13 protein-coding genes are annotated in these 14,166 nt (G+C 61.8%); 7 read left to right on the top strand and 6 right to left on the bottom strand.

Features of this window, described 5'->3' with window-relative positions; genetic code table 11:
- Positions 1-7 precede the first annotated feature (7 nt).
- On the bottom strand, positions 8-415 hold the full coding sequence (arfB, locus tag P3T20_RS18850; RefSeq protein ID WP_074264998.1) for an alternative ribosome rescue aminoacyl-tRNA hydrolase ArfB: 408 nt from the start codon (positions 413-415) through the stop codon (positions 8-10).
- 219 nt (positions 416-634) lie between these two features.
- Here arfB and P3T20_RS18845 point away from each other — a divergent pair, with 219 nt between their 5' ends.
- Together P3T20_RS18845 and P3T20_RS18840 are read left to right on the top strand one after the other, a co-directional pair.
- Positions 635-1,276: a VC0807 family protein gene (locus tag P3T20_RS18845; RefSeq protein WP_429287535.1), complete on the top strand. Its 642-nt coding sequence runs from the start codon at positions 635-637 to the stop codon at positions 1,274-1,276.
- A 178-nt stretch (positions 1,277-1,454) separates the two neighbouring features.
- Positions 1,455-3,908 (top strand): FUSC family protein, encoded by a 2,454-nt coding sequence (locus P3T20_RS18840; protein ID WP_429287534.1) that lies wholly within the window; start codon positions 1,455-1,457, stop codon positions 3,906-3,908.
- Positions 3,909-4,017: 109 nt separating this feature from the next.
- Here the strand turns inward: P3T20_RS18840 and P3T20_RS18835 are convergent, their stop codons facing one another.
- Together P3T20_RS18835 and P3T20_RS18830 are read right to left on the bottom strand one after the other, a co-directional pair.
- The gene (locus tag P3T20_RS18835) at positions 4,018-4,212 is read right to left on the bottom strand and encodes a hypothetical protein (protein ID WP_074265001.1); all 195 of its coding nucleotides are present in this window, start codon (positions 4,210-4,212) and stop codon (positions 4,018-4,020) included.
- A gap of 144 nt (positions 4,213-4,356) precedes the next feature.
- Positions 4,357-5,418, bottom strand: coding sequence for a saccharopine dehydrogenase family protein (locus P3T20_RS18830; protein WP_429287533.1), 1,062 nt, complete (start codon positions 5,416-5,418; stop codon positions 4,357-4,359).
- Positions 5,419-5,578: 160 nt separating this feature from the next.
- Here P3T20_RS18830 and P3T20_RS18825 point away from each other — a divergent pair, with 160 nt between their 5' ends.
- The 3 genes from P3T20_RS18825 to P3T20_RS18815 all read left to right on the top strand — a co-directional run bounded on the left by P3T20_RS18825 (position 5,579) and on the right by P3T20_RS18815 (position 8,736).
- Positions 5,579-6,172, top strand: a complete 594-nt coding sequence (locus P3T20_RS18825) for a TetR/AcrR family transcriptional regulator (RefSeq protein ID WP_429287532.1) — start codon at positions 5,579-5,581, stop codon at positions 6,170-6,172.
- 647 nt (positions 6,173-6,819) lie between these two features.
- On the top strand, positions 6,820-7,086 hold the full coding sequence (locus P3T20_RS18820) for a hypothetical protein (protein ID WP_429287531.1): 267 nt from the start codon (positions 6,820-6,822) through the stop codon (positions 7,084-7,086).
- 909 nt (positions 7,087-7,995) lie between these two features.
- On the top strand, positions 7,996-8,736 hold the full coding sequence (locus tag P3T20_RS18815) for a transporter substrate-binding domain-containing protein (protein WP_429287530.1): 741 nt from the start codon (positions 7,996-7,998) through the stop codon (positions 8,734-8,736).
- A 58-nt stretch (positions 8,737-8,794) separates the two neighbouring features.
- On the opposite strand, the gene P3T20_RS18810 is transcribed toward P3T20_RS18815, so the two are convergent.
- On the bottom strand, positions 8,795-9,262 hold the full coding sequence (locus tag P3T20_RS18810; RefSeq protein ID WP_074265007.1) for an Lrp/AsnC family transcriptional regulator: 468 nt from the start codon (positions 9,260-9,262) through the stop codon (positions 8,795-8,797).
- A 131-nt stretch (positions 9,263-9,393) separates the two neighbouring features.
- On the opposite strand from P3T20_RS18810, the gene P3T20_RS18805 reads away from it, so the two are divergent.
- Entirely contained in the window at positions 9,394-9,999 is a 606-nt protein-coding gene (locus tag P3T20_RS18805; RefSeq protein WP_429287529.1) for a cysteine dioxygenase, read from the top strand.
- Positions 10,000-10,054: 55 nt separating this feature from the next.
- Here P3T20_RS18805 and P3T20_RS18800 read toward each other — a convergent pair whose 3' ends face one another.
- Together P3T20_RS18800 and P3T20_RS18795 are read right to left on the bottom strand one after the other, a co-directional pair.
- Positions 10,055-12,655 carry a mechanosensitive ion channel family protein gene (locus P3T20_RS18800; RefSeq protein WP_429287528.1) on the bottom strand — a complete coding sequence of 867 codons (2,601 nt, stop codon included), beginning with the start codon at positions 12,653-12,655 and terminating at the stop codon, positions 10,055-10,057.
- 158 nt (positions 12,656-12,813) lie between these two features.
- The gene (locus P3T20_RS18795; RefSeq protein ID WP_429287527.1) at positions 12,814-13,272 is read right to left on the bottom strand and encodes a hypothetical protein; all 459 of its coding nucleotides are present in this window, start codon (positions 13,270-13,272) and stop codon (positions 12,814-12,816) included.
- 233 nt (positions 13,273-13,505) lie between these two features.
- Here P3T20_RS18795 and P3T20_RS18790 point away from each other — a divergent pair, with 233 nt between their 5' ends.
- On the top strand, positions 13,506-14,087 hold the full coding sequence (locus P3T20_RS18790) for a DJ-1/PfpI family protein (protein WP_429287526.1): 582 nt from the start codon (positions 13,506-13,508) through the stop codon (positions 14,085-14,087).
- Positions 14,088-14,166: the final 79 nt, after the last annotated feature.

Here is a 14,166-nt window from a genome sequence, read left to right as displayed (position 1 = left end):
GTCCGGTTCAATCGTCGATGCGCCCGCCGCGGCCGGACTTGATCTCGCTGCGATGCGCCTTGGTTTCGAGCCGGCGCCGGTTCGACGCCCGCGTGGGCCGCGTTGCGACACGTGGGGTGCGGGTGACGCTGACGCTCTGAATCAGTTCGTCGAGCCGCGCCAGTGCCGACGCACGATTCATCTCCTGGGTGCGATACTCCTGGGCCTTGATGATGACGACACCGTCACGCGTCAGCCGGCGATCCGACAGCGCAAGGAGCCGCATCTTCAGGACGTCGGGCAACGACGACGCGCGCACATCGAAGCGCAGATGTATCGCGCTCGACACCTTGTTGACGTTTTGCCCACCGGCCCCTTGCGCGCGCACAGCGGTCAGTTCGATTTCATTGGGCGGGATCGGATAGCGAGATGTCATGGCATGGTATGGAGCAACGAACACGCAAGTGTACACATGCGCCCTGAGGGCGTCTTGCGCATCAAAACACGCACATCAAAACAAACAAAAGAGCTTGCGCATAGGGAGCCGATTCCACCTGGGCCCCGCCATAGGCAAGCCGGCCCAATGCAGAAAAACGGTTGCCGCCTGCCCCTGCCTCGCCGATACTCGCACCCATCGCTTACAACGTAAATCAGAATGAAACTGCGCCCCGCTTTCCTGCTCGAACTGGCGGTCAACCTGCTGCTGCCATGGCTCGCGTACCGGCTCGCGGCGCCCCATTGGGGCGAGACCGGCGGCCTGATCGCTTCGGCTGTGCCGCCGGTGGTCTGGAGCCTCGTCGAACTGGCTCGCTTTCGGCGCGTCGACGCCCTCAGCGTGATCGTGCTGCTCGGCATTGTGCTGTCGATCGGCGCGATGGCGCTGGGCGGCAGCCCGCGCATGCTGCTGTTGCGCGAGTCGCTGGTGTCCGGCGCAGTCGGCGTGGCTTTCCTGCTCTCGCTGCCGATGCCCCGGCCGCTGATCTTCTACCTCGCACGTGCCACTGTGGCGCGCGAAGTGGCTGGCGGCGGCGCACGCATCGACGCGCTATGGAACGAGCGCCCCGCTTTCGCCTCCTCGATGCGCATGATGACCGCCGTATGGGGCGTGGGCCTCACCGGCGAAACGGCAATACGTTCGTGGATGGCCTGGACCTGGCCGATCGAACGCTTCCTGGTAGTCTCACCGTTCATCGGCTACGGCATCTATGGCGGCCTGCTGGCCTGGACGCTGTGGTATCGCAAGAAATTGCGCGACCGCGCCGGCGGCGACGTGCAGGCGAACAGCATGCCCGGCTAAGCAGCATGGGGCGGGCTAGCCCCGAACCTTGAGAGACAGCATAACAAACGCATCCACGCGACGAAACCTGGCCGAACGGACGAGGTCAGTTGAGCCCTAAAATCAGTTAGACTCATCATCGGTTTAGGGCTTCCCTGCAGCCTCATTTTTGTCGTGGTACGCAAACTCCAGGCAGTCGATGCGCTATTCGGTTGAGATCAAAAAATTCCTATATAGCCAGTACTTTTATGGCGGCCTGCGGATCGCGGTCGGCGTGTCGTTACCGGCCATCGTGTGCCTGCTTCTGTTTCATAACCAGGAGCTAGGCTTCACGATCGCGACCGGCGCGCTCGGCGCGTGCGTGGTCGATATGCCGGGCCCGCTCAAGTACAAGCACAATGAAATGCTGGCGTGCAGCGTGATCGGCTTTCTGTCCGCGCTCGCTACCGGCATCGCCACCGTCAACCCGGTGGCGCTGTGGTGCACCGTGGTGCCGCTGACCTTCGTGCTGTCGCTGATCGTCGTGTACGGCAACCGCTGGCCGCAGATCAGCTTCGCCACACTCTTCATGATGATCATGACGCTTGAAGAGCACTTTACGCCGCTACAGGCGCTCGTCAATGCGGCGTGGATTCTGGCGGGCGGCCTGTGGTACACCTACTGGTCCACGTTCGTAAGCCGCTGGCAACTGCATCGTATCGAACAACAGGCGCTCGCCGAAAGCGTGTTCGCCTGCGCGGACTACCTGCTCGCGCGCTCCGACTTCTACGACCTCGAGAACGACCTCGACGACTGCTACCGCAATCTGGTCGCCCGGCAAATCGCCGCGGTCGAACGTCAGGACGCGGCCCGCGATATCGTGTTGCGCAACCTGCCCAAGCTCAAGAGCGGCAAGCTCGAACCGCGCCGCGCCATGCTCTTCAACCTGTTCATCAATACGGTGGATCTGCACGAGTTGTTCGTGGGCGCGCATACCGACTACCCCATGGTGCGCAACACGTTCGGCGGCTCGGACATGCTCACCTTCTATCGCGACCTGATCCGCAAGGCCGCCTCCGACCTGGAAGAAATCGGCCTTGCCGTCCTGCAGAATCACCCGCCGCGCAGCCGCATCAACGTGAAGGCCGAATTGCGCGCCATCGAGTTCGAGATCGAACTGATGCGCAAGCACGATATGCCGGCCAAAAATCCCGAGGCCTATTCGGCGGTCTCGGCTACGTTCAGGCGTCTGTGGAGCGCGACACGGCTGATCGACAAGATGCGCCAGAGCCTCTCCAGCGAGGCGCGCACCACGGAAACCGAACTGCGTCTGGACCAGGCGTTGTCGCGCTTCGTATCGAGCCGGCGCGTGCCGTTCGGGCAGATCTTCTCGAACCTGACCATGGCTTCGCCGAGCTTTCGTCACGCGCTGCGCGTGACGATTGCGGTGGCTATCGGTTTCTGGCTCGGGCGGCTGTTGCCGCTCACCAATGCGTACTGGATCGTGATGACCACCGTCATCATCCTGAAGCCAGGCTATTCGCTGACCAAGCAGCGCAACGGACAGCGGATTATCGGTACGCTGATCGGCTGTGCGGCGAGTATCGCGCTGATGGTGTTCGTCAAGAGTCCGCACATTCTGCTCGTCGTGATGTTCGCCTCGATGGTGATGAGCTACAGCCTCCTGCTGTTCAACTACGCCGCGAGCGTCGTGTTCACCTCGGCGTATGTGCTGCTGATGTTCCACCTGCTCGCGCCGGGCAGCATGCGGATCATCGGCGAACGGGCTATCGATACCGTGATCGGCTGTGCCATCGCGATTGCCGCCAGTCATCTGTTCCCCTACTGGGAATACCGGCTGATGGGCAAGCTCGTCAACAGCATGATTGCCGCCACCCGGCAGTATCTCGAAGCGAGCTGGTGGTGGAGCGGCAAGCCCACGACCGTCGCCACCGAGGTGGTGACGGAAGCCGGTGCGCGGGCGCCCGCTGCGGCGATGGCCGACCCGTCGGCGAGTCCTGTGGCCGCCAGCTTTGGTGCAGCGGGATTCGGCGGCGCCAACTTTGGCGCAGCGCAGCTTGCTGCGGTTGGGGCGAACGGCAACGGCGCAACCAGCACTGCGGCTGCGGCGGCTGCCGCGGCTCCAGCCGCCACGTCCGCCGCTTCAGCCGCAGCCGTCGCGCTCGAACGCGACTACCGCTACCGTCTCGCCCGCAAGAACGTGCACGTCGCGTTCGCCAATCTGGGACAGGCGTTCCAGCGCATGATGCTCGAGCCCAAGACAGCGCAAAAGTTCGTCCCTGAACTGAATGACCTGCTAGTGCGCAGTCACGTGCTGGCCTCGCAGATCACAGCAGCGGCGCCGTTGTTGCGCACCTCGGCGCAGCAGCCGGAAAGCGTCTCCCTGCAGCCGCTACAACGCGTACTGAGTGTCGTCCGGGACAATCTTACGGAAGCCGAGGCAGGCACCGCACCGCCCGCGAATCAGGCCGACTTGACCAAACAGCTTGCGCGCGATCTCGATGAGATGGTGATCGAGGCTGAGAAATCGGCAGACTATCCGGCGGAGGCCGTGCATGAGCTGAAACTGCTGTCGCATCAATGCAAGCAGATGCTCACGGCCGCGAATCTGATCCGTAGGGATGCCAGCGTGATTCGTCTGCCGGACGCATAGGTCGATAGGCCGCATCCGCCAGCGACCAAGGTGACACGCCGGTCGTGCTCTCACACAGCGAAACCGAAACGCAGGCGCCAACGAAAGCGCGGCGGTGCCGCGCAGCGCTTCACTGCGATGCGCCGCTCGCACCGGCAGCCGCCGCTGCGGCCGAGGCGACGCTGGGCGCCACGGCGTTTTCACGGTCGAATTCGCGCTTTCCACTGATCGCGTTGTACAACAGTGTGGCAATCACAACCAGGACTGCGATCACGATAAACACGGCGATGCCAAAGGTCGGGTTCTTCTTGCGCGGTTCGTTCATGAGGCAGCTCGACTCTCGTGTAATGAATGACCAGGAAGCCTGGCATTCTACGCCCACCCGGCTCGCACGGGGCTTGCGCAATACACCCTTCCCTAGATGAGTCGCAGTTTCTGCGCGCCGGCCCGATAGCGAATGTGGCCCCTGTCATTGCCGTTCGCGCACACCCGTTCCCCTCTCGAATATCGGGCTCGGCACCGCTTCATGGGACACCGTCACCGTGTCGAGCGCCGCAAGAAAATCCCTCGCATCGAACAGTTCTCCAAGGCTTGCGACGCCGCCCCGCAACACGCCCTTGCCGCTCAGCAAACGCTCAGTCGCCTCGACGACAATCGGTGCGCTCACCGCATAGATGTCACGCCCCGTCGCGGTGACGCGGCGCGTCACTCCACCCTGCGCGATCAAGATGTCCACAACGAATTGTTGAGCCGACCGCCCCTGCTCATCATGCGCGCGAGGTGCGGGTGTATTCGGATCGCGAATGTCACGCAGGGCCGAAACAGCGAGCCAGGACTCGACGGTGTCAACATCCAGATGACGCGAGACCGTGAGCACCTCCGTAAAGGGAAGCATCGTGACCTCCATGTTGCCGAACGGCGATGGAAATGACCACACGCCTTCGGGTACAGGCTGCGGCACAGGCGCCAGTGTTCCCTGCCCCTGGATAAGCCGTGTCGCGCGATTGCGTGCGCCCGTGAGGCGCGTTCCAGGCGTCGGATGCCAACTGTCCAGACCGATGGCGATATCCACCCTGTCGAGCCGCTTGTCTTTGTCTGCGGTTGCCGTAACGAGCAGATCGGCGAGCCCGCCGTAAAACGCCGCTGCAGGGATAAGCGTCACGCCAGCAGCGCGTGCCTGCGTGTCGCGATGCTCGACCAACGCCTGGAGCGCGGCCTGTTCCGCCGTCACGTCGAGATAAGGGATCCCGGCGCGCAACGCAGCATCGACGACCGGGAACGCCGTATCGAGAAAAGGGCCCGCGCAGTTGATAACGGCGTCCGTGCCGCGAAGCGCCGAGTCGAGCTGTTCAGGGTCATCGACTGCTGCCACTCGGAATGGAGTCGAGTCCCGCACGCTGCTTTGCGTCAAGCGCGCCGCGTTACGCCCTATCCGCACCACGCCAAAGCCACGCCGCATCAATTCCGCAACAACAAAGCTCCCCGTGTGGCCTGTGGCCCCGTAAACCGCAACAGTCATTCGATTATTCATGATGGACTTCACTCCTCGTCAGATTTGACAACGATACAGACCTGTCTGTTTTATAATACAGATCAGTAGCGTCGTCAATACAGATCTGTAGCGCCAGCCACTACCGGGTGCTATGATCAAACCATGTTGCAGCAAAGAAACTCTTCGAGGTTGAGCCCGAATGAACAAGCGAGAACAAGCGCGCACGCTCGCACCTGACACGCGCGAGCGCATTCTGCGAACCGCCAGCGAGCTTTTCTATCGCGAGGGGACGCGCGCAGTGGGCGTCGACCTTATCGTGGAGCGTGCCGGCGTCGCCAAGACGAGCCTGTATCGTCACTTCGGAACGAAGGACGACCTGATCGAGGCCTTTCTTCTGCTTGAGGACGAAGACTTCTGGCAGCATTGGGACGCGGTTGCGGCGCAGCACAAAGGGGCGCCGCGCGAGGAACTGGACGCACAGCTCCAATGGATCGGCGAACGCATTGCGCGTCCGGGCTATCGCGGCTGCCCGCAGATCAACATTGCCGCGGAATATGCCGACGAGAACCATCCGGCGCGCAAGGTCGCGGTGGCGCACAAGCGAGAATTGCGCCGGCGGCTCGGGGAACTGGCGCACGCCTTACGCGTCGACGAGCCGGAGACTTTCGCTTTACGGCTGGGCACGATCATTGACGGCGCACTCAGCAGCGGACAGGCGCTGCACGCAGAGGGGCCTGTCCGGTTCCTGCAGGAACTGGCACACCTTCTGATTCCGAAAAAAGGCAGGAAGTAACTCGCCCGGCGTGTCTTACGAAACCATCGGTTTGCCTGGACGAGCGATGCATCCCTTTTGTTTCCCGCGCTTGATTTTGTATTGTGCGTGGCGGCGGACAACTATAACGATCCAGATCAATGGCGTATCCCATATGTCGTCCTCTTCGACATCTTTTTTCCAAGGTTAGCTAACTAAAACTTCACTTCCCGCCGCGCGCAGAATTTCGCGACTTTACTTACGGCGGATTACCAGAACCGCTATCGCTTCTGTCGCTCGGTAGAATGCTATTGCGCTGCTTCACTCCCTCGTAGCGGCGCGGTTTTTCTCAACATATGTGTTAAGGCCCGCTCCCAGCGGGCCTCTTTTTTTGTAACGGCACAAAGCCGCGAAGACTGTAGCACTGGCGTAGTCATTTCCTGACAGATTTATCAGGAACCTCTCGAACGATGTCGTGCTAACTTTGGCAAAAATGGCTGATTAAAAAATTATAAAAAGCACTCCGAATCGTAAATCGCACTTCTATTCGTGTGCAGGCCATTTAAACAGCTTCTTTATTCATACGTAACCGGCTTCATTCGACCCATAGATCGTTTGGACCGCCGGGCCTTAGCAGTTGAGTTAAATCGATTCGCTTGTGCGAGTCGGCTGATCGAAACGGAGGACATGTGGACAGGACCAACTTCTTCTACTCCTATCGTGGATATGTCGTGTGCTGCGCCGCCGTTCGAAAAGACTCGGGCGCCTTTCGCGCGATCACGGAGATCGGTCGCTTTCACTGCGACTCCCCGCTCATTGTCGAGCACTCACCCTACAACGTCCTGTTTCTGGAAAACCGTCAGGCGATCTACTACATGCTCAGGTGGGCAGAAGACTTGATTGACGACGTGCTCGAGAACCGCCACAGCGCGGAGAGAGTCGCCTTTTCAAGGTGATTGAGAAGAGGTACCCGTTGAAACATTATCTGTCTCCCGGCGCGGCCGCATCTTCGGCCATCCTGCGCCAGCGACCGCGGCGTGCACGCTACCCTATTCGCCCGCGCTGGCCCGCGCTGATTCATCGCTGGCGGAACGTGCCCGACTCTCAGCCGCTTGCCGTCTTTCGCCTGCTGATCACGCCAAACGGTCGAACCCAGTCGTCCGTTTTCCGCACAGATGATGCGTCCCGAGACGCACGCGCTTTTCCCACTGACTCAGCTCCGGATTTCACCAAACTCGACGTCGGCGTGCTTGTCCAGATATGCGATGCATCGGACGCACCGAACGGTGTTGGCGCGCTTGTAAACGGGAGCCGCGTCGCCGCTCGAAACGATGACGACAACGTGCAGTCCGAGTTGCCTGTTGCGAACGGCGCGGGACTGCCCTGACCCGCCACCACGGTGTTCTCCGTTCGAGCGTTATTGGCTTGTTGCCGACGTGTAACCTCGGGAAAGTTAGATGATCAAACCGTCAGGTGTGTGAATTCATTCGCTGTGCTACGTTGTCACACACGACATTCAGAGTCCCTCCATGTACCAGGCCACGACAAAGTGTTACTACCGCGGCTACGTGATTTATTGCGCAATCACTCGAGGAAAGTTCGGCGGTTATCTGGCGGCGGTTTCCATTGATCGGGGAGACGTCAGAAACCCGTCCTCGATCAGTTACGCGCCTCGCCATGTACTGTTTCAGAACGAGAATGAAGCGACCTATTTCGTGCTTCATTGGGCCGAACGTCGAATCGATAACCTGAGCGCAAGCGACCTTTATCAGTTAGGTAACCAAACAAAATCATCTGTTTCGCAAAGGAAGTAGAATTATCGGTCGCTCGACTTCGACCCATCTGCTTCCTTCTGCGAGAACACAATGAACGTCACGATCGCGTACATAGAAGAACCTCCGTTCGGCTGGACCGATTCGGCGCAAACTGCGACCGGCGCGGACATTGAACTCGCGGAAGCGGTTCTCACGGCGATCGGTGTCACGCATATCGACTACCACCTGACGACCTTCAACGAACTGCTACCCGGCGTCGAGGCGGGTCGCTGGGATATGAATGTCCCGCTCTTCGTTACACCTGAGCGTGCCGCGCACGTCGCATTCAGCTTGCCGGTCTGGGGCATCGGCGACGGATTTCTGGTCCGGGCGGCCAATCCGAAATCCCTCGATAGCTATGCCTCTGTGGCGGCAACGGATGATGCGCGCCTTGGGATCATCGCCGGACAGGTGCAACACGAGTCGGCGAGAGCGTCCGGCGTGCGAGAAGATCAATTCGTTATCTTCGACGAGCAGCCTGAGGCGATCGAGGCGCTGCGCTCGGGTGCAATCGATGCGTACGCGAGTACCGCGTTAGGGAACCGCATTTTGTCGGCCCGCATTGGCGGCGGGGAATTCGATGCCGTGGCACACGTCCCTGCTGATGGCGACGGACAACGCTCTCCGGTCGGCGCGTTTTCCTTCAACAAGGGCAATGATCGGCTGCGCGACGCAGTCAACGAACAACTTCGCTCATACTTGGGCTCCGCCGATCATCGGACCCGTATGGCGAAATACGGTCTGACGGACAAGGAGATTGACCCGGCACTTGCCCTCATGCGTATCAACTAAAGAACCGGCTGGACCGGTGCGGCAACGCCGTGGACATAGCGTGACCATAAACCGGCCGCTACCCCGTATACCTCACCGGCAGCGCCGTCGAATACTTGATCTGCTCCATCGCAAAGCTCGAGCTCACGTCATACAACGGCACAGCGCCAATCAACAGCTTGTAAACCCGGTCGTAATCGTCGATATCCGACACCACCACCCGCAGCAGATAGTCGGTCTCGCCACTCATCCGGTACACCTCGACCACCTCGGGAATCGCCTGCACGGCGCGCGTAAATGTGGCGGCCCATTCTTCCGTGTGCTGGTTGGTCCGCACCGCGACGAACACCGTCGTGCCCACCCCAAGCTTGCGCGCGTCGCATAGCGCGACCTGGGCACGGATCACACCCGCTTCCTTGAGCCGCTGAAGCCGCTTCCAGCACGGCGTCTGCGACAGGTTCACGCGCTGCGCCAGTTCGGCGATCGGCATGGTCGCGTCGACCTGGAGCAACTCGAGCAGCTTACGATCGATGATATCCATTCCCATACACACCCCCATCTAGAAAATTATTCTACTTTTTCGACTTCAAGGGGAATTATATGAAAACTCTTTCTCCGCGCAAACCGGTATAAATATCCCGATCCGATAACCGAATTCAAGCGCCTGAAGAGCCCTTTATGAGCCACGAGACCTACCTGTCGCCCGTCGACCACTCCCCGCGAACGCTGGAACGCCTGTGCAACGCGCTCGACGCCGCCTTCGCGCAATCCGCCGATGCTGCCGACCCGTCGCAACGCGCGGCGTTTGCACTCAGCATCCGCACGGCGCTCGCCGAGGCCGCGGCAGACCCGGCGCTGCTCGCGCCAGCTCAGCGTGAGGGATCTGCCGAGTCGTACCGCCGTCATCTGCTGGCGGCGGATCCGCACGGCCGTTATGCCATCGCCGCACTGGTCTGGATGCCCGGGCAGGCAAGCCCCGTTCATGCCCATCGGACGTGGTGCGGTTATGCCGTGCTGGACGGCGCCTTGTCGGAGACGGTGTACGAGTGGAACGAGTCACAGCAGCGAGCCAGCGAAACCCGCTCACATCCGCGCGCGAGCGGTGCCGTGTCGTTTGTGCGGGCCAGATACAGTGGCATCCATCGGCTGGGCAATGCAAGCGACGCCCCCGCCGTCTCGCTGCATATCTACGGGGTCGAAGGATCCCAGATCGGCACCCACGTGAACGACCTGCTCGAGGTCGGCGATCGCGCACTGCCCGTGGTGGAACCCGCGGTCGCCTGAGACGGCCCTAAGCCCCTCAGAGCACTCCGCCCTCCCTAAGACGCCAAACGCACGTCTAACTTTTCCCAACATCACCCGCGGTGGGAATCTGCGGCGCAACCGGCGCAGTGCCGGTTGACGGCGGCGCCGGCCGCGGTTCGTGCGAGACGTCCCGCGACCCTGCCACCGCCAACTCCGCTGGACGTCCGCCCTGCCCGCCGTGCACCGCATGAGCATGCTCCGTGGTTTGAACATGCACGGGTGCTTCATCCTCCGGCAGCGGTTGCCCTTCGCTATCCTTCGACGACGTGAAAATCCGCATCTGCGGCACTGGAATCTCGATACCGGCTTCATCCATCTTGCGCTTCAGCCGCAGGTTAAAAGCGCGTGCCACACTCCATTGCTGCAGCGGTCGCGTCTTGATCTGCCCTTTCACGACCATCCAGTTCGGGTCGAACCGGTCGAGCCCCCACACCTCGATCGGGCCGAGCATCTCACGCCGGTAACGAAAATCGGACATCAGGTCGGCACCCACTTCGCGAATCAGTTGGGTGACCTGATCGACGTCGGCCGAAAAACCCATCCGCACTTCGAACACCGCGTAGGCAAAATCGCGTGAGAGGTTCTTCACGATCTTGATCTGCGAGAACGGAATGGCATGAATTGCGCCCTGCCCGTCGCGCAACCGCACGGTGCGAATCGACAGATGCTCGACCGTACCCGCATGGCCACCGTCGACATCGATCCAGTCGCCCACCGAGATGGTGTCCTCGATGATGATGAAGAGACCCGTGATCAGGTCGGTCACGAGCGACTGCGCGCCGAAGCCGATTGCCAGACCGATCACGCCCGCGCCGGCGAGCAGCGGCGTCACGTTGATGCCGAGATTCGCTGCGGTGACAATGCCGGCGATCGTGACGATGGTCACGAACAGCGCATTGCGCACCAGCGGCAGCATGGTGCGGGCACGCGTGCTCGCGTTGCGCGATTTGTTGCGCGGACCGCTCGGATTGAGCGCTTCGGTAATCGCCGTATCGATCAGAATCCACAGCAGCCACGCAATAAACAGCGTGGCGAAAATCGCCATGACGGCGTGCGCGATACCGCGCGCCGCGACGTTTTCCTCGATCACACTGGCGAGCGACACGCCCCACAGCCGCGCTGCAAGTTCCAGAAACGCCAGCCAGATGAACAGCGTCACCAGCGTGCCCGCGAAGCGCAGCAGTCTCCTCAGATAAGGCGAGCGGCGATGCCTGCGAATATTGCGCGGCCGCGTTGCGCGCAACACGATGGCGGACATGAAGAACGCCAGCACCAGAAACAGCGCCGTCACCACCGAGATCTGCAGTACGTTCTCGTTCGAACCCGAACCACCGATCGTCGCAACCACCGACGCACTTGCCAGCACCAGCACAGGCACATGCCAGAGCGAGGCGAGCACGTCGAACGCATCGGTCGCGGCCTTGTGGTCGTGCCGCGGCTCGTAAGCCCGATTGCGGATCAGGTGCGCCACCGGCCGGCGAAACGCCAGCGCGAAATACCCGGTCAGCACGGCGGCCGTCATGTTCGCCACGGTCGATACCAGCTCGGACAGATTCGATCCGAGCTGATGGGACACGTCGTAGTTCACCGCGGCATCGCCCAGTGCGCCGCACACCCCGATCACAAACAGCAGACGGCGCGCATGCTCGATCAGCACGCGCACGGCGACACGCCGGTGGCCCGAGCCGAACAGCGAAAACATGATGAGGCAGATCGCAGAAAATATCGCACCTGCGACGATGCCGTAGGCCACCACCATCCCCAGCGTGCGGCCAAGTGCGTCGGGCATGGCGCGCGCAAACACGAGCGCGGCCAGGAAGGCCACGATCCACGGACCAACCCGCCGCAGTGCGAAAACCAGCAGTTCGCCCGCGGACGGATTCGGCTTGAGCGTGGCATCCACGCCATAACGCGTATGCAAGCGGCGCTGCAGATAGATCAGGACCCAGGCGCAGGCACCCCATCCCGCCAGCATCGCCACCATGTCCAGCAGGATCTTGCCGAAACTCTGCGGCCCCTGGCTCGAGACGATTGTGTAGAGCTCGTTACCGGCCGCGTTGAAGCGCCCGGCCCAATAGCGCAATGGCGTACGGCCCTGATGCACGCCGGATTCGAACGAAGCGATCCCCGAGGCGATTGCACCCAGCAAACCCGGACTCGGTTGAGCGGGCGCGGCCGGCGCGACATTGCGAGTGACGTCGCGCAACTTCTTCAACTGGGTGACGAGTGCGGTGCGCTGACGATCGCTGTCGAGCGTCGAGATCACGCTGTCGAGCGAATGGGCCAGTTCGGCCTGGCTCGCAGGCGACGGTGCAGATGCGGCTTCAGCGGCTGATGCCGCCGAAGCCGGATTGGCGGTCGCGCTATTGATCAGACTCTGCAAAGCCGGGATCACCGGCCCCGCAGCGGCCTGCGCGGCAGCAGGGGTCCACGCGAAACACGCAAAGCACGCCAGCACGCTGACCCACAGGCCGACCGGCCACGCGGCCAGCCACGCGCGCGCTGTCCGCACGGCACCGCGGGGGAAAGGGTCGGAATCCAGACGACGGAAAAAATAAGAGGCAGTGCGAAATGCCCGTTGCCCGCCGGTAGACGGCGCAGCCCCGGACTCACACCACTGTTGGCATGACTTCATGGCAATCCGTGACAAAACGGGAGACGCCAAGTGTAGCCCTAGTTGCCGCGGGAACGGATTTGCATGCGTAACGGAATGTTAGAACGCTTGCGCTGCGCCCAATACGCCGCCGTCGCGATCTTGCGGATAAAGCGCGCCGATTACCACGGCGCTCCGCGTCATTTGTCCATTTGCTTTTGCGCGTCGCTGCTGTCGGTGTCGCTCGATGCAGCGGAGGCCGACGAGGCCGCCGTCGTCTGATCCGACCACTGTTGCAGCTTGCGTCCCGCGCTTTGCAGGCCGGCGCCCGTCAACGATGCCGCCTGGTTGAGCTCGGCGCTCGCCGAACTGGCCGCGCCCTGCAGATTGGCCTGCGCACCCGAGGCAAGAGCCGACGGATCGACGGTGATAGTCGGTGCCGAGGCGGACTCGATATTCTGCTTCGCCGTATCGACCTGCTGACCGACATAGCTCGCAGCCTGGTTAATCGCCTGGCCGGCTTGCTGCGTGGCGTCATCCATCTTGCCGGCAAGCTGCCCTGCCGAGGCGTTATTTTTCTGGCACGCAGCCAGCACGCCCAGCAGGAGCAAGGCAGCAGCAGTGCGGCGCACAAGAGATCGGCGAGTGAAGAGTGTCATTGTGGGATTTGAACCGCGGTAAGCGGCTTCTGCATACGGAAACGGGCCCATGATACGCCCTCACGCGGATTGCCCCGCACGTCGGGCACCTGAAAGCCAGTACGCGCGAAGCGGCGCGTGCGGCAAGCGTACGCGCAGGCGCGCGTTGCACCGCCCGTCGCTGTACTGTCAAACACGTTGGAGTAGACTCGCTGAACGTTCGATGTGTTCCGCAGTTCAACTGGAGGCATACGATGGCAGCAAAGAAGATTCTGTTCCTGACAGGCGATTTCGCCGAGGATTACGAAACAATGGTGCCGTTTCAGGCATTGCAGGCCGTGGGCCACGTGGTCGACGCGGTATGCCCCGGCAAGTCGGCAGGCGATCGCATCAAGACGGCGATTCACGACTTCGAAGGCGACCAGACCTACACCGAAAAGCCTGGCCATCAGTTCACGTTGAACGCGACCTTCGACGATGTCGATCCCGGCCAATACGATGCACTGGCGATCGCGGGTGGCCGTGCGCCGGAATATCTGCGCCTGAACCAGAAGGTGATCGACATCGTGCGTCAGTTCGCAGAACAGCGTAAGCCGATCGCCGCGATCTGCCACGCGGCCCAGCTGCTGGCCGCCGCCGACGTCATTCGCGGCAAGCGGATTTCCGCCTATCCGGCCTGCGCGCCCGAAGTGAAGCTTGCCGGCGGCGACTACGCCGACATTCCAGTCGACGCGGCGATCACCGACGGCAACTTCGTCACCGCGCCCGCATGGCCGGCGCATCCCGAATGGCTGAGACAATTCCTCGTGGTGCTCGGCACACGCATCGAGCTATAAGACCGCTTTGCACGTCGGGGGGACAATCGCGCCGCCTCGACGTATCCGCCCTCCTCCTCCGGCATCCCTGCCAAAGCAT

The organism is Paraburkholderia sp. GAS206C (assembly GCF_050435645.1).
Taxonomy (GTDB): domain Bacteria; phylum Pseudomonadota; class Gammaproteobacteria; order Burkholderiales; family Burkholderiaceae; genus Paraburkholderia; species Paraburkholderia phenazinium_B.
The sequence above is the reverse complement of the archived record's forward strand: the minus strand, read 5'-3'. Positions and strand labels throughout refer to the sequence as shown.

Coding starts and splice junctions, on each gene's coding strand:
- P3T20_RS18825 (WP_429287532.1), top strand. CDS start 5,579: ATGAACAAGCGAGAACAAGCGCGCACGCTCGCACCTGACACGCGCGAG.
- P3T20_RS18815 (WP_429287530.1), top strand. CDS start 7,996: ATGAACGTCACGATCGCGTACATAGAAGAACCTCCGTTCGGCTGGACC.
- P3T20_RS18830 (WP_429287533.1), bottom strand. CDS start 5,418: ATGAATAATCGAATGACTGTTGCGGTTTACGGGGCCACAGGCCACACG.
- P3T20_RS18795 (WP_429287527.1), bottom strand. CDS start 13,272: ATGACACTCTTCACTCGCCGATCTCTTGTGCGCCGCACTGCTGCTGCC.
- P3T20_RS18835 (WP_074265001.1), bottom strand. CDS start 4,212: ATGAACGAACCGCGCAAGAAGAACCCGACCTTTGGCATCGCCGTGTTT.
- P3T20_RS18845 (WP_429287535.1), top strand. CDS start 635: ATGAAACTGCGCCCCGCTTTCCTGCTCGAACTGGCGGTCAACCTGCTG.
- P3T20_RS18840 (WP_429287534.1), top strand. CDS start 1,455: ATGCGCTATTCGGTTGAGATCAAAAAATTCCTATATAGCCAGTACTTT.
- P3T20_RS18805 (WP_429287529.1), top strand. CDS start 9,394: ATGAGCCACGAGACCTACCTGTCGCCCGTCGACCACTCCCCGCGAACG.
- P3T20_RS18810 (WP_074265007.1), bottom strand. CDS start 9,262: ATGGGAATGGATATCATCGATCGTAAGCTGCTCGAGTTGCTCCAGGTC.
- P3T20_RS18800 (WP_429287528.1), bottom strand. CDS start 12,655: ATGAAGTCATGCCAACAGTGGTGTGAGTCCGGGGCTGCGCCGTCTACC.
- arfB (WP_074264998.1), bottom strand. CDS start 415: ATGACATCTCGCTATCCGATCCCGCCCAATGAAATCGAACTGACCGCT.
- P3T20_RS18790 (WP_429287526.1), top strand. CDS start 13,506: ATGGCAGCAAAGAAGATTCTGTTCCTGACAGGCGATTTCGCCGAGGAT.